Here is a 13,039-nt window from a genome sequence, read left to right as displayed (position 1 = left end):
GGCGAAGGAAGGCTGTCTAAAAGGTCGTAACATATGGACTTTTCATGACGGTCTTTTTTTGATAGGCATAGCTGATGAATAGGGGGAATGGCTAAATGGGGAGTTCGGAACAAATGAATCAACCTGCATGGGTCGAGGAATATATTGACTCACCTGAAAAGCAGCGGAGACTGTACAAAAGGACGCTAATGGTCGTTGTCCTTTCACAAATTTTCGGTGGTGCGGGGCTAGCGGCAGGAATTGCTGTGGGCGCACTGTTAGCTCGGGATATGCTCGGAACCGATCATTATGCAGGTGTGCCAATCGCTTTATTTACTCTAGGTTCTGCAGGTGCGGCATTTCTCGTTGGTCAGTTATCGCAACGATATGGACGGAGGCTAGGTTTAGCTGCTGGGTTTTTAGCAGGGGGTATTGGAGCCATTGGCATTATTATCGCAGCGGTGATCGATCATGTGCCATTATTATTTCTTTCATTAGTAATCTACGGGGCGGGTACCGCAACAAACTTACAAGCTCGTTATGCAGGAACAGATTTAGCAAATGCTAAACAACGCGCAACAGCTGTGAGCATTGCCTTGGTCGCAACCACATTTGGTGCTGTAGCAGGGCCAAATTTGATTGAGGTTATGGGTGCATTTGCTTTATCGATTGGCGTTCCAGCTTTAGCTGGTCCGTTTATTTTGGCTGCTGCAAGCTTTATTTTGGCAGGTTTCGTTCTCCTTGCACTGCTTCGCCCTGATCCATATATTCTCGCTAAAGCAATTGCACAAAGGCAGCGAGCGCGTGAAGGCGACTTTGCTGATGGTCATTTAAAATCGATGGTTAAAGACAATCGAGGCATCATGGTTGGTGCCGTGATTATGGTTTTAACTCAAATGGTGATGATTGCGATCATGACGATGACGCCTGTTCACATGGGGAATCACGGACATGGGATGAATCAAGTCGGTTTTGTCATTAGTCTTCATATTGGAGCCATGTTCCTCCCATCTTTACTAACAGGTTACCTTGTCGATAAGGTAGGGAGAACAGCAATGGCGATGGCATCTGGAGTAACCCTTCTAGCTTCAGGGCTATTTGCAGCTGTAGTTCCTCCTGAGTCGATGCTAGGTCTGACGATCGCACTCATCCTTCTGGGGCTAGGCTGGAACTTCGGCTTGATTAGTGGCACAGCACTCATTATTGATGCGACAACTCCTTTGAATCGCGCCAAGGTGCAAGGGTCTGTCGATGTGTCAGTCGCATTATCCGGAGCAGCTGGAGGGGCTATGTCTGGTATCGTCGTCGCTCATACTAGTTTTATGTTTCTTTCATACGTAGGCGGCTTTCTTGCGCTCTTACTCATTCCTGTTGTTATTTGGGCGAATCGTCATGCAAAACAGTGAATTATAAATAAAAAAAGGAGTATTCGCTAAATTAATAACCTCACGAACACTCCTATGTTAATTAGCTTATCGTGTTAACCCTCGCCGTCCGTTTGCCCAACATGATTAGCTTTTTTTACTTTTTTTGAACCGCTCATTGGTGCTGGTTGGCCAGGATTTTGCCCTTTAGGTGCATTTTTTCGTTGACTTTTAAATGTGTTATGTTCCGGCATGATCATCCCTCCTCCTCGTTAGTATGAGGATTTTGTCTGTCAGTATGCGCATAATTCTTCAATTTTTTCTTATCCTAATGATGAAAGATAAAAAGGAGGGAGGAGAGAACATGCCTTATCAAAAAAACAAGCAACAAGCGTTTCAAGCAGCCCAACAAGCCGTAACACAAGCGGAACAAGCAGTAGGAAACATCGATAGTCATGCTGCTGATTATGGAACTCATACGAAACGAGCGACACAGGAAGTAGAAGAAGCGACACAACAAATACAAAAAGCGTTAGAAGTAGCTTCAGAACATCAACGAGCAGAGCTTGAACAGTACCAACAAGCTTTAGAACATATGAAAACACAATTGTAACGAAAAACGAGGCAGCCATGTCTTAATGGTTACCTCGTTTGTTTTTTTAGATGAAAAAACGATTTTATTGGCGTTTTTTCGTTTTTTTGTTGTTTTGTCGTTCCATTTCTGTCAAAGGCTCGTTTGCTGATTCTTGATTAAATTGAGAGTTGTAACCAGCGCCCTTACCTTGACCACTTGCATCATTCATTCCAGAGATCAGATGGTTGGCTTTTTTCTTAGTCATCATTGTCACCTCCGACACTTATTGTGCACAACCGATGCTAATTTCTATGCAAATGAATGGCAAGAGGCAATTATTATATAAATTTTGCGTAATTGTCGACAAAAATTTCAAAAACCCATTTATTCTTCAGACAAGTTTTGCTATTCTTAAGAGGGAAGTGCGCGTATAAATAATTAAAGCGCTTACTATCCGTATGGATCCATACAGCGAAGTCAGAGATTTAGACAATTTTGACAGTTTGCGGTATGATAGTCTAGAGAAGGAGGGTATACATATGTCAAACAAACATGATGTTTTTAATGCACGTTCGTCTTTTGAAATCGAAGGTAAGACGTATAATTACTACTCACTAAAGGCACTTGAAGATGCTGGGATAGGTAATGTTACGAAATTGCCATATTCAATTAAGGTATTACTAGAGTCGGTGCTTCGTCAACATGATGGCTATGTCATCAAAAAAGAGCATGTCGAAAACCTTGCGAAATGGGGAACTAGCGAATTAAAAGATATCGATGTTCCATTTAAACCATCTCGTGTTATTCTTCAAGACTTCACAGGAGTCCCGGCAGTTGTAGACTTAGCGGCTTTACGTAAAGCTATGGCTGATTTGGGTGGAGACCCTGAGCAAATCAACCCTGAAATTCCAGTAGATCTTGTTATTGACCATTCAGTTCAAGTGGACAAGGCAGGAACAAGTGATTCTCTTGATTTTAATATGAACCTTGAATTCCAACGTAACGGAGAGCGTTATAACTTCCTTAGTTGGGCTAAAAAAGCATTCAATAATTACCGTGCGGTTCCACCAGCAACAGGAATTGTTCACCAAGTAAACTTAGAGTACTTAGCGAATGTTGTTCATGCTGTTGAAAAAGACGGTGAAACAGTAGCATTCCCTGATACTTTAGTAGGGACTGACTCTCATACAACGATGATTAACGGAATCGGTGTACTTGGATGGGGTGTAGGTGGAATTGAAGCGGAAGCAGGAATGCTTGGACAACCTTCATACTTCCCTGTGCCTGAAGTTATTGGCTGTAAATTTGTAGGGTCACTTCCAAGTGGAACTACAGCAACAGATGTAGCACTTAAAGTAACTCAAGCTCTTCGTGAGAAAAAAGTAGTTGGGAAGTTTGTTGAGTTCTTCGGTCCAGGGCTTTCTGAAATGCCTTTAGCTGACCGTGCAACGATCTCTAACATGGCCCCAGAGTATGGTGCAACTTGTGGATTCTTCCCAGTTGATGAAGAATCACTTAACTATATGAGACTAACTGGTCGTTCTGAGGAACAAATTAAGCTTGTAGAAGAGTATTCTCGTAAAAACAACCTATTCTATGTTGCCGGTGAAACGTCAGATCCTATTTACACAGATGTTTTAGAAATTGATCTTTCGCAAATCGAAGCTAACCTTGCTGGTCCTAAGCGTCCACAAGATCTTATTCCACTTTCAGGAATGCAAAAATCATTCCGTGAGGCCGTTGTTGCACCACAAGGAACACAAGGTCTTGGTTTAGATGAACAAGAATTCAATAAAAAAGTAGCTGTAAGCTTCAAGGATGGTCGTAAAGCTGAGATGACGACAGGGTCAATCGCGATCGCTGCCATTACGAGCTGTACAAACACATCTAACCCATATGTATTAGTTGGGGCAGGTCTTGTCGCTAAAAGAGCAGTAGAACTTGGCTTAGAAGTTCCTTCATTTGTTAAAACTTCCCTAGCACCAGGTTCAAAAGTTGTAACGGGGTACTTAACAGATTCTGGTCTTCTTCCGTACATGGAGAAACTTGGATTTAACATTGTTGGATACGGCTGTACAACATGTATCGGTAACTCAGGACCACTTGAAGATGAGATCGAAGCAGCTGTTGCAGCAAACGATCTAACGGTGACATCTGTTCTTTCAGGTAACCGTAACTTTGAAGGCCGTATTCATCCACTAGTAAAAGCTAACTACTTAGCATCTCCACCACTTGTTGTGGCGTATGCACTAGCTGGTACAGTGGATATTGATCTTCAAAACGATTCAATCGGAAAAGATAAAGATGGTAAAGATGTATTCTTTGCTGATATTTGGCCAACGGCTGAAGAAGTAAGAGAAGTAGTTAGCAAAACGGTTACGCCTGAGCTATTCCGTCGTGAGTACCATGACGTCTTTGATAGCAATGAGCGTTGGAATGAAATTGAAACGTCTAGTGACTCACTTTACAAGTGGGATGACGAGTCCACTTACATTGCCAACCCACCGTTCTTTGAAGGTCTTTCAAAAGATCCACAAGACATCAAGCCATTATCTAGCTTACGTGTTATTGGTAAATTTGGTGATACGGTTACAACAGACCATATCTCTCCTGCAGGTGCGATTGGTAAAGATACACCAGCTGGTAAGTATTTAATTTCTAAAGGTGTTGACCCTAGAGATTTCAACTCTTACGGTTCACGACGTGGTAACCATGATGTTATGATGAGAGGTACGTTTGCCAACATTCGTATCCGTAACCAAATCGCACCAGGTACAGAAGGTGGTTTCACAACATTCTGGCCAACTGGTGATGTGATGAGTATTTATGATGCTGCGATGAGATACAAAGAAACAAGCACAGGTCTTGCGATTCTTGCTGGGAAAGATTACGGCATGGGAAGCTCGCGTGACTGGGCTGCAAAAGGCACGAACTTGCTAGGAATTAAAACAGTTATTGCGGAGAGCTATGAGCGTATTCACCGTAGTAACTTAGTTCTTATGGGTGTTCTTCCTTTGCAATTTAAAGATGGCGACAGTGCAGAATCTCTTGGTTTAACTGGAGAAGAAGCATTTGATGTTCAAATTACAAACAATGTACAACCACGTGAAATGGTGAAAGTCGTTGCAACAGCTAAAGACGGAAATAAGAAAGAGTTTGAAGTTCTTGTACGTTTTGACAGTGATGTAGAAATGGATTACTACCGTCACGGTGGTATTCTGCAAATGGTACTTCGTAGCAAGATTGCACAAATCTAATTCACAGATTAACCAGTCTATCGATTCTGATAGGCTGGTTTTTTGTTCTGAATTTCTTTTTGTGCAAAATCTTGTTAAAATCAAGCTAGTACATAGTAGTAAGGTAATCTGAATAATGGAGTGGCTAAAGATGGAAGAATATAAACAAATTTTATTGGATTTAGATGATGTGATGAGAAGCATAGGGAAGCATTTTATTCCTGATCTCGAGATTTTAAATGAGTTTCATTTAACGAAAAGACAAGTAGCGATGTTGTTTCATATTTTGAAAAAACCAGAGACGACGATCTCTGAAATTGCTCAGTATTTTGAGATTTCAAAGAGTGCGGTGAGTCAATCAATGTCAAAGCTCGAAGATGAAAAAATCATTGTTCGTCAAATCAACAGTGAAAATCGACGCGAAGTAAACCTTGAGTTAGGGTTTAACGGAGAGAGAATACAACGAGAATTGATGAAACTTGAACAAAAAATGATGACGATTTATCTTTCGAAATTGCCTATCGATGATTTAAAGCATGTGCGAAACACATTACGCAAATTAGATGAAATTATTGTTGAAGAAAAGAAGAATTCGAACAAATTGTGAAGACTAACGCCTTATAAGGGAAAACAGTTGCCATCTGTGTTGGAATCATTTAGGATTAAAACTGTTAAGTAATTAAACTATTTTGCGGTAAATGTATGAATAAAAGCTAATATTCTTTGAACAGAATCAACGTATGAAAGTAAAAAAAGCAGCATCTGTTGCCAAGATAAAGGAGAAAAAGAATACGATGACTAATTTTTCCATTAGGAGACCGAAATTTACGATTGTGGCTATGCTGCTCTTCTTAATATTTGGGTTTGTATCCATTACAAATTTACCATTACAATTGTTCCCAAATATTAACCCGCCTGTTGCAGCGGTAGTAACGAGTTATTCAGGGGCGAGTCCTGAGGAGGTTCAAGATAAAGTAACGAAACCTCTAGAGAGTCAGCTTGCAACGACTTCAGGTTTAAAGAAAATTAGTTCGACAACAAGTGAAGGAATGACGTTAATTTTACTTGAATTTAGTTGGACAGCATCAATTGATGATGTGGAACTTGATATTATTAACACGATTCGTCAAACCCCTCTTCCTGAGGATGCGAATGAGCCGAGCTTCTTGAAGTTTGATCCATCGATGATGCCGATGATGCAACTGGCTATTACAGGGGAAGACGATATTTTAAGCATTCAAGACTTAGTCGATGACATGAGACTTGAACTTACAAAAGTTCCGGGAGTAGCAAGTATCGATGAAGCAGGGAGCTTAATCGAGGAAATTCAAATTACGTTAAATCAAGACGAATTGATCGCGAACAATTTAACACAAGATGATGTTGTGTCTGTTATTCAATCGAATAATTTGACCATGCCAGGTGGTACTGTCTTAGATGGAGATCTGAGTTTAACGACACGAGTGATTAGCGAATTGGTAGCGATTGAAGAGGTAAGGGAACTTGTTGTTGGTGTAGGAACCGACGGAAACAATTTGTTGTTAGAGGATCTTGGTACGGTTGAGGTCGCAACAGCGGATACAAATGTCATTACACGTGCCAATCAAGAGCCTGCCATTCAATTTACGATTATGAAGGAATCAGAATCAAACACCGTGCAAGTATCGAATGCAGTCAATGATCGGTTAAACGATCTTCTTGACGATTCGAAGTACGAAGATTTAAACACAGTCATGCTATTTGATGAAGGAGAATTTATTAATTCAGCAATTGCCAGTGTAACAAATGCCCTTATTTTCGGGGGAATCTTGGCGATGCTTGTCTTATTCTTTTTCTTACGGAACTTAAAGACACCGCTTATTGTTGGAATTGCAATACCATTTTCGATCATTGTTACATTTGCCTTCTTATACTTTGCTGGCATTGGATTGAACTTAATGAGTCTTGGGGGATTAGCCTTAGGGATTGGGATGCTCGTGGATAATGCGATTGTCGTTATTGAAAACATATATCGCCACTTATCGATGAATAAAAAACCTAAAGAGGCAGCATTAGACGGAACAAAAGAAGTGTCTGGTGCAATTATTGCATCGACTTTAACGACGGTATCGGTTTTCTTACCAATCGTCTTTATAAGTGGTCTAGTTGCGAACCTGTTTAGAGAATTTGCTTTAGCTGTATCCTTTAGTTTACTTGCTTCATTACTTGTTGCACTAACGGTTGTGCCGATGATCGCAAGTAGAATCTTGAAAAAACCTAATGAAGATCGTGAAGCAAAACGAATGGACTCTTCCTTTATGAGAGGGATGGATCGTTCGACACGATGGGTTTTAACACATCGATTTGCCGTATTAGCAATCACGTTGATTCTTCTTGTTGTCGGAGGATTAGGATTAACCCAAGTCGGAACAGAATTGATCCCAGATAGTGATCAAGGGAATTTCACTGTTGATATCGCCCTTGAACAAGGTACAACGGTTGAGCGTACTCAAGAAACCGTTGAAGCTGTAGAGGATATGTTAGGCGATTACCGTGAAATTGCAGATTACGTTTCATCAGCAGGATCAAGTGATCAAAACGCAATGATGGGGAACTCAGGTGACCATCAAGCTCAAATTTTTGTTGCGATGGTTCCACAAGATCAACGAACCATTTCAACAAGTGATTTTATAGAATCGGTTCAGTCAGACGTGAGTCGTGTTGATCGTGATGCTGAGATTTCTCTTTCAACGGTTGGTTCTCTAGGCACAGAAGCGAATACGTTAGTGTTTACAATTAGTGATCCGAACTCAATAAGATTGTATGAAACCGCTGAAGAATTAGAGGAAGAATTACTATCGATACGTGAAGTTCGTGAAATTGAACTAAGTATTGAAGAGACAAGTCCAGAAATTCAAATTGAGGTCGATAGAGACTTAGCTAGGGAAAATGGACTTGCACCAGCACAAATTGCTCAGCAAGTGCATGACTTAACACGTGGGCAGCTGGCTTCAACGCTTCAAACAGAAGATAATAATTTATTTAATATCTTTGTTAAGATTGATCCTGAATTTACAGAAGATCTCGAAGCTCTTGAAACCTTGCAACTTCAAAATGGTAATGGGGAATATATTGCTTTAAACGAAGTAGCTGAAATTTTAAATGGTGAAGGTCCTACAACGATTCAACGTATGGAACAAGAAGAGGCTGTGGAATTTACAGTTTTCTATTCCACGTCGACGACACTCGGTGATATTAGCCAATTAGTAGAAGAGGCTGTTGATGATGTGGGGTTAGATGATCAAACGTCATTTAGTTATGGTGGTGAGCAAGAGCTACTTGAAGATTCGATTGGTAGCATGGGCCTTGCAATCCTCCTTGCGATCATCTTTATTTATCTCGTGATGGCCGCACAATTTGAATCATTTAAAATGCCATTTGTCATTATGTTCACTGTTCCACTCGTCGTCATAGGAGTGGCGTTAGCTTTAATTGTTACACAAACAGCATTAAGTGTGACGGTATTTATCGGGTTAATTGTTTTGATTGGGATTGTCGTGAACAATGCGATTGTCCTTGTTGATTATGTGAACCAACGAAAAGCAAGTGGGTTATCGACCTTTGAAGCGCTTGTAGTTTCGGTAAAAGATCGTACAAGACCAATTTTAATGACTTCATCAACAACGATATTGGGTATGGTGCCACTTGCACTTGGACTTGGTGAAGGAGCTGAACTCCAACAGCCAATGGCCCTAGCTGTTATTGGTGGCTTAATTAGTAGTACATTCCTTACCTTGTTTGTGATCCCTGTTGTATACAGTTTGTTTGATAACCAGACTAGAAAACGTCGTTATGTGACGGTAGAAGGAGAGTTTTTCGAGGTCAATGACCGTGCCAAAACGCTACCACCGACTGTCGAGACAGAACGTGTTAGTGAGTATGGTTTTGTTGAGAAAGAACTTGATCAAGCCCTACAAGATAAGAGTTCTGCCAAGGAGGAATCACAAGAGTTGGAAAAAGAGAGTGATTCTACGAACAAACCTAATTCGACAGACTCTTTATCGAAAAATGATATTTTAAAATTACTTGAGCAAATTGTTGATACGTCAAAAAATGACCATGAGAAAAACAATCATGATCCAAGCGACAAGGATCGCTCATAATGACCAAAAGATAAGCCGCCTATTCCATTAGGTGGCTTTTTTCTAATAATAAATATCCTCATAAATCAGTCCCATTGGCGCACAATAAAGGTGCACGTTCATTTATAGAAACAAAGGAGATGATGGTATGGGACGTCAAAAGAAAGGCAACGCCAATGCTCAGCGCAATAACAATGCAAAAGCTCAAGGTAAAGTCAATCATGCAGATACAGAATTTGCCTCGTATGCAGAAATTGAAGCAAAAAAAATGAACAAAAACCAACGTTCATAGGGGATGTAACATGACCGTACAAACACAGATGCAACAAGCAATAGCCGAATGTCAATCGGTCCAAGCGAGTTTGACTCAATTTAGCTTAGAGACAGAAAATGAAAAGGCAAAACAGATGTTTGAACAATTAGCTGACCAACAAAAGAATATTTTGACGCTACTCGAAGGTCGTTATTCGCAAGTATTAAATGAAGAGCCTCAATTTCAAGAATCAGCACAAAATCAACAACAAGAATAGCACTCACGTTTAAATGAGATAAAACCGAAGAATGTTATCTTCGGTTTTATCTCATGGAATCGCAAAGGAGGGAAGCAGAGATGGAGATTTGGAGTGGGTCAGAGACGTTACCGATTATAGGGTTTCTTATTCGGGCAGGAATTGTATATCTTTACATTTTTCTCATTGTAAAGATTGTCGGACAACGTTCCATGGGTTCTATTGATGCGCTGGATTTTATTTTTGGTGTCGTCATTGGGGACATTCTAGGCGAACCTTTGACAGATGGATCACTACCTTTAGCGGGTCCAGTCGTTGCTGCTGCTACGATTGCAGGTCTTCATTTATCCTTAAGCTTTATTGCTCTAAAGACACCACGTTTCCGTCGAGTGATTGAAGACGAGCCAATTATCTTGCTGAGAAATGGAGTGATTTTACATGAACAACTTAGAAGAGTTAAAATTACGCTTGAATCTTTTATGATGGATATGCGTCTAAATGGTGCGATTGACTTGAATGAAGTTGACTATGCTGTTCTTGAGATGAATGGACAAATTAGTGTCATAAAGAAATCGGCACATGATAGTGCAACACCAAATGACCTTCAAATAAAAGCACCAAATAAGGGCTATCCTAGCGTGATAATTGAAGATGGCCATATCATTGAAGCTAATCTTAAAAACGTTGGTACGCTTGACTGGTTACATAATCTCATTCATAAACATGGTTATGCCAATCCTAAAGAAATTTTTGTACTGACAATAGATGAAGCGGGAAACGTCTACATTAGTCCGAAACATACGAAGGACCATGTTAAAAAGGGCAGATAATATGTATAAAACACTCTCTTTAATGCCAAACTGTTGAAAAGATAAAGGGGTGTTTCAAGTGAGAAAAGTCAGAAAAGTGCCATTTGAGCAACTAATGAGAGAAAACAGAGAACAAATTCTTAAAGATAAAGCCTTATTAGAGCAAATTGAAGTAAGGTGGGAGCAACGTCACGCTATTGAAAAGTAACGATCATTTCCAGTATGATGACACACTCGTGATGACATCCTAATTAATAGGAGGGGATCAATCATGAAGAGTGCAAAATCAACTTCAGCTCAATTTAGACCATATCATCCTGGAACACAACCGGTTGAAGCTACAACAAATAAAGGGAAACAAATGAATACAAAAAGTAATCAGCAACCGGATTATGTTCCACCGAAAGGATAGCTGATACGAGAAAGCCTAAGGACCATTCGTGTCTTTAGGCCTTTTATATGAGAAATTAGAATCTTGTCGAGGGAAAGTGCTTGTCAAAAAGCAGATGTACCCTTAATAATAGAGAGACAGAAACAAGAGAAGGTAGGGGATCAACATGAAGAACATTCAACTGAAGACATGGGTTTGGATTTTCTTCTTCCTTTACATTCTTTCATTGTTCTATGTTACCCTACTTGCTTGGAATTATGGTGCCTCCCTTGGCGCAGCAGCCCCTGGAGGTAGGAATTATAACCTCGTCCCATTTCGAAGTATCTATCGCATAGCGCTGTTTAGTCCTACGATTATTGACCCGATAAAAATTTTACTTGGTAATATTGTCATGTTTATGCCCCTTGGATTTTTGTTGACCTTATTAGTTCGAAGGCTTCGAATAATTGGACTGGTTACGTTCGTTGGCTTTTTAGTGTCACTCATGATTGAAACGAGTCAATTTATGTTTACACATCGTGTTGCTAATGTGGATGATCTAATATTAAATACGTTCGGTACATGGCTTGGTGCTGTGTTGGCTATGACGATATTAATGGCGCGAAATCGAATCATTGTCTATACAAATGACCAAAAAAGCTCCCTATAATTCAGGGAGCTTTTCGTTGTTTTCCGCCTTCTTTTGCCAAAAAGTGTACGTTCCATAAACGAGGCCTAGGAATACAAGGTAGGCAACCCCAATTACAATCAATTGACTTGGATCATTTACAAAAGAGTTGCCGACAACAGCAAACAAAATCATCGATGGCATCTTACCAAGAGATGAGGCGATCGCATAAGACAAGAAGCGTACACGGCTTAAGGCAGAATAAACATTGACGATAATTGACGGAATGACTGGTATTAATCGTGTTATAAAGATGGTCATAAAGGCATTCTTCTCAAATAAAGTGGTCACTTTAGAAAGAGATTTGTAACGGTTGACTATGTTCAGTCCCCAATCTTGATAACCGAATCTTACGAAGACAAACATAATAATGGATGCCATAGATGATCCGATCCAGGTGACCAAACTACCGAGTGCAGGGCCATATACAGCACCTAAAACTCCGCCGATAATGGGATATGGAATAATCGGAAATAAAGCAAACATCGTCGCTAAAAAAGCTGTGAGTATCACATAGTTTGCTCCCCCTTGGCGAATCCATTGAAGGATCGAATCACCATACCAATAAATCAACAATGCAATGAGTGCGTATAGGATAAAAATGAATAGTTTTCGAATCATGATTTGTTCCTCCGTATTTTTCTTCCCACTATATCTTCTCATAGTTTAAAGAAACGTAAAAGAGAAAGACTTTTTAACAATTTCATTGACCGTAATGAAAGATAAAAGTGACTTTTTCATTTACGAAACATAAGTTAAATAGTATATTAAACATAGTATATTACTTGGATATGGTGAAGGGATGATATGATGAAGATCGTATGGATGACCATTATTTTTGCGGTTGCAATGCTTTTACCTTCAACTGTTTTTGCTCATTCCTATGTGAGTGAATCAAAACCAGCTGCAGACGAGGTTGTAAGCGAAGCGGTGGAAGGGTTAGAGCTATTTTTCAATGGTGGTATTGAGCAGTTTAGTACAGTCACTGTTTTGAACGAAAACGAAGAAGAAGTCGAAATTAGAGATATTATCATTGACAGTCCTACTATGATAGTGGAGTTTGATCAAGAGCTTCCCCCTGGTCAATACACGGTAAACTGGATGGCTATTGGTGCTGATACGCATCAGACAGAGGGGGCCTATTCTTTTACAGTGGATGAATCAGTTAGGCAAATAGAAAATGAAAAGAATGAGCAAGAAGAAATCGCGGAAGACCAACAAGTAGAAGAAATGACCGAAGAGGTGGTTGAGGACGAATCAATGAATGAAGACGGAAGTGAGAATGAAGAGGCAACAAGCTTCTCTATAATTCATATCATTCTTTTGTTGGGGCTCTTAAGTGTCATATTGTATGCAGTTGTGTGGTTTACGAAGAGAAGGAAACAATAG

General features: G+C 40.0%; 15 protein-coding genes. 12 read left to right on the top strand and 3 right to left on the bottom strand.

Annotated features, from left to right (window positions below):
* The first annotated feature begins 95 nt into the window (after window positions 1–95).
* Window positions 96–1,385 (top strand): MFS transporter, encoded by a 1,290-nt coding sequence (locus CDZ88_RS07765; protein ID WP_100372997.1) that lies wholly within the window; start codon window positions 96–98, stop codon window positions 1,383–1,385.
* Between the two features lie 74 nt (window positions 1,386–1,459).
* Here the strand turns inward: CDZ88_RS07765 and CDZ88_RS07760 are convergent, their stop codons facing one another.
* Window positions 1,460–1,597, bottom strand: coding sequence for a small acid-soluble spore protein P (locus tag CDZ88_RS07760; protein ID WP_100372996.1), 138 nt, complete (start codon window positions 1,595–1,597; stop codon window positions 1,460–1,462).
* Between the two features lie 110 nt (window positions 1,598–1,707).
* Here CDZ88_RS07760 and CDZ88_RS07755 point away from each other — a divergent pair, with 110 nt between their 5' ends.
* Window positions 1,708–1,956 carry a hypothetical protein gene (locus tag CDZ88_RS07755; protein WP_100372995.1) on the top strand — a complete coding sequence of 83 codons (249 nt, stop codon included), beginning with the start codon at window positions 1,708–1,710 and terminating at the stop codon, window positions 1,954–1,956.
* Between the two features lie 64 nt (window positions 1,957–2,020).
* Here the strand turns inward: CDZ88_RS07755 and sspO are convergent, their stop codons facing one another.
* Entirely contained in the window at window positions 2,021–2,182 is a 162-nt protein-coding gene (sspO, locus tag CDZ88_RS07750; protein ID WP_100372994.1) for a small acid-soluble spore protein O, read from the bottom strand.
* A gap of 274 nt (window positions 2,183–2,456) precedes the next feature.
* Between sspO and acnA the strand changes: the two genes are divergently transcribed.
* From acnA to CDZ88_RS07710, 9 genes are all read left to right on the top strand, one after another.
* Entirely contained in the window at window positions 2,457–5,174 is a 2,718-nt protein-coding gene (gene acnA / locus CDZ88_RS07745) for an aconitate hydratase AcnA (RefSeq protein WP_100372993.1), read from the top strand.
* Between the two features lie 130 nt (window positions 5,175–5,304).
* Window positions 5,305–5,760 (top strand): MarR family winged helix-turn-helix transcriptional regulator, encoded by a 456-nt coding sequence (locus tag CDZ88_RS07740; protein ID WP_157796503.1) that lies wholly within the window; start codon window positions 5,305–5,307, stop codon window positions 5,758–5,760.
* Between the two features lie 187 nt (window positions 5,761–5,947).
* Window positions 5,948–9,295, top strand: a complete 3,348-nt coding sequence (locus tag CDZ88_RS07735) for an efflux RND transporter permease subunit (RefSeq protein ID WP_100372991.1) — start codon at window positions 5,948–5,950, stop codon at window positions 9,293–9,295.
* 127 nt (window positions 9,296–9,422) lie between these two features.
* Complete coding sequence (locus CDZ88_RS17600; RefSeq protein WP_198507834.1) at window positions 9,423–9,566, top strand: hypothetical protein; 144 nt, start codon at window positions 9,423–9,425, stop codon at window positions 9,564–9,566.
* Between the two features lie 10 nt (window positions 9,567–9,576).
* Window positions 9,577–9,804: a DUF1657 domain-containing protein gene (locus CDZ88_RS07730; protein ID WP_100372990.1), complete on the top strand. Its 228-nt coding sequence runs from the start codon at window positions 9,577–9,579 to the stop codon at window positions 9,802–9,804.
* An 80-nt stretch (window positions 9,805–9,884) separates the two neighbouring features.
* Complete coding sequence (locus tag CDZ88_RS07725; RefSeq protein ID WP_100372989.1) at window positions 9,885–10,613, top strand: DUF421 domain-containing protein; 729 nt, start codon at window positions 9,885–9,887, stop codon at window positions 10,611–10,613.
* A gap of 58 nt (window positions 10,614–10,671) precedes the next feature.
* Window positions 10,672–10,800 (top strand): FbpB family small basic protein, encoded by a 129-nt coding sequence (locus CDZ88_RS07720; protein WP_100372988.1) that lies wholly within the window; start codon window positions 10,672–10,674, stop codon window positions 10,798–10,800.
* A 63-nt stretch (window positions 10,801–10,863) separates the two neighbouring features.
* Window positions 10,864–11,004 carry an acid-soluble spore protein N gene (locus CDZ88_RS07715; protein ID WP_100372987.1) on the top strand — a complete coding sequence of 47 codons (141 nt, stop codon included), beginning with the start codon at window positions 10,864–10,866 and terminating at the stop codon, window positions 11,002–11,004.
* Window positions 11,005–11,149: 145 nt separating this feature from the next.
* Window positions 11,150–11,632, top strand: coding sequence for a VanZ family protein (locus CDZ88_RS07710; protein ID WP_100372986.1), 483 nt, complete (start codon window positions 11,150–11,152; stop codon window positions 11,630–11,632).
* Here CDZ88_RS07710 and CDZ88_RS07705 read toward each other — a convergent pair.
* Window positions 11,627–12,271 (bottom strand): TVP38/TMEM64 family protein, encoded by a 645-nt coding sequence (locus tag CDZ88_RS07705; RefSeq protein ID WP_100372985.1) that lies wholly within the window; start codon window positions 12,269–12,271, stop codon window positions 11,627–11,629. The genes CDZ88_RS07710 and CDZ88_RS07705 overlap by 6 nt on opposite strands.
* A gap of 189 nt (window positions 12,272–12,460) precedes the next feature.
* Here CDZ88_RS07705 and CDZ88_RS07700 point away from each other — a divergent pair, with 189 nt between their 5' ends.
* A complete protein-coding gene (locus tag CDZ88_RS07700) occupies window positions 12,461–13,039 on the top strand; it encodes a copper resistance CopC family protein (protein WP_157796502.1) in 579 nt (192 codons plus the stop codon).

It is taken from the genome of Bacillus sp. FJAT-45037 (genome assembly GCF_002797325.1).
In the GTDB taxonomy this organism is placed as follows: Bacteria; Bacillota; Bacilli; order Bacillales; family Bacillaceae_D; genus Alkalihalophilus.
This window is presented reverse-complemented; position numbering and strand designations above follow the sequence as displayed.

Bases quoted from the DNA above. Each gene is read 5' to 3' on its own strand.
- CDZ88_RS07765 (WP_100372997.1), top strand. From the start codon at position 96: ATGGGGAGTTCGGAACAAATGAATCAACCTGCATGGGTCGAGGAATAT.
- CDZ88_RS07760 (WP_100372996.1), bottom strand. From the start codon at position 1,597: ATGCCGGAACATAACACATTTAAAAGTCAACGAAAAAATGCACCTAAA.
- CDZ88_RS07755 (WP_100372995.1), top strand. From the start codon at position 1,708: ATGCCTTATCAAAAAAACAAGCAACAAGCGTTTCAAGCAGCCCAACAA.
- sspO (WP_100372994.1), bottom strand. From the start codon at position 2,182: ATGACTAAGAAAAAAGCCAACCATCTGATCTCTGGAATGAATGATGCA.
- acnA (WP_100372993.1), top strand. From the start codon at position 2,457: ATGTCAAACAAACATGATGTTTTTAATGCACGTTCGTCTTTTGAAATC.
- CDZ88_RS07740 (WP_157796503.1), top strand. From the start codon at position 5,305: ATGGAAGAATATAAACAAATTTTATTGGATTTAGATGATGTGATGAGA.
- CDZ88_RS07735 (WP_100372991.1), top strand. From the start codon at position 5,948: ATGACTAATTTTTCCATTAGGAGACCGAAATTTACGATTGTGGCTATG.
- CDZ88_RS17600 (WP_198507834.1), top strand. From the start codon at position 9,423: ATGGGACGTCAAAAGAAAGGCAACGCCAATGCTCAGCGCAATAACAAT.
- CDZ88_RS07730 (WP_100372990.1), top strand. From the start codon at position 9,577: ATGACCGTACAAACACAGATGCAACAAGCAATAGCCGAATGTCAATCG.
- CDZ88_RS07725 (WP_100372989.1), top strand. From the start codon at position 9,885: ATGGAGATTTGGAGTGGGTCAGAGACGTTACCGATTATAGGGTTTCTT.
- CDZ88_RS07715 (WP_100372987.1), top strand. From the start codon at position 10,864: ATGAAGAGTGCAAAATCAACTTCAGCTCAATTTAGACCATATCATCCT.
- CDZ88_RS07710 (WP_100372986.1), top strand. From the start codon at position 11,150: ATGAAGAACATTCAACTGAAGACATGGGTTTGGATTTTCTTCTTCCTT.
- CDZ88_RS07705 (WP_100372985.1), bottom strand. From the start codon at position 12,271: ATGATTCGAAAACTATTCATTTTTATCCTATACGCACTCATTGCATTG.
- CDZ88_RS07700 (WP_157796502.1), top strand. From the start codon at position 12,461: ATGAAGATCGTATGGATGACCATTATTTTTGCGGTTGCAATGCTTTTA.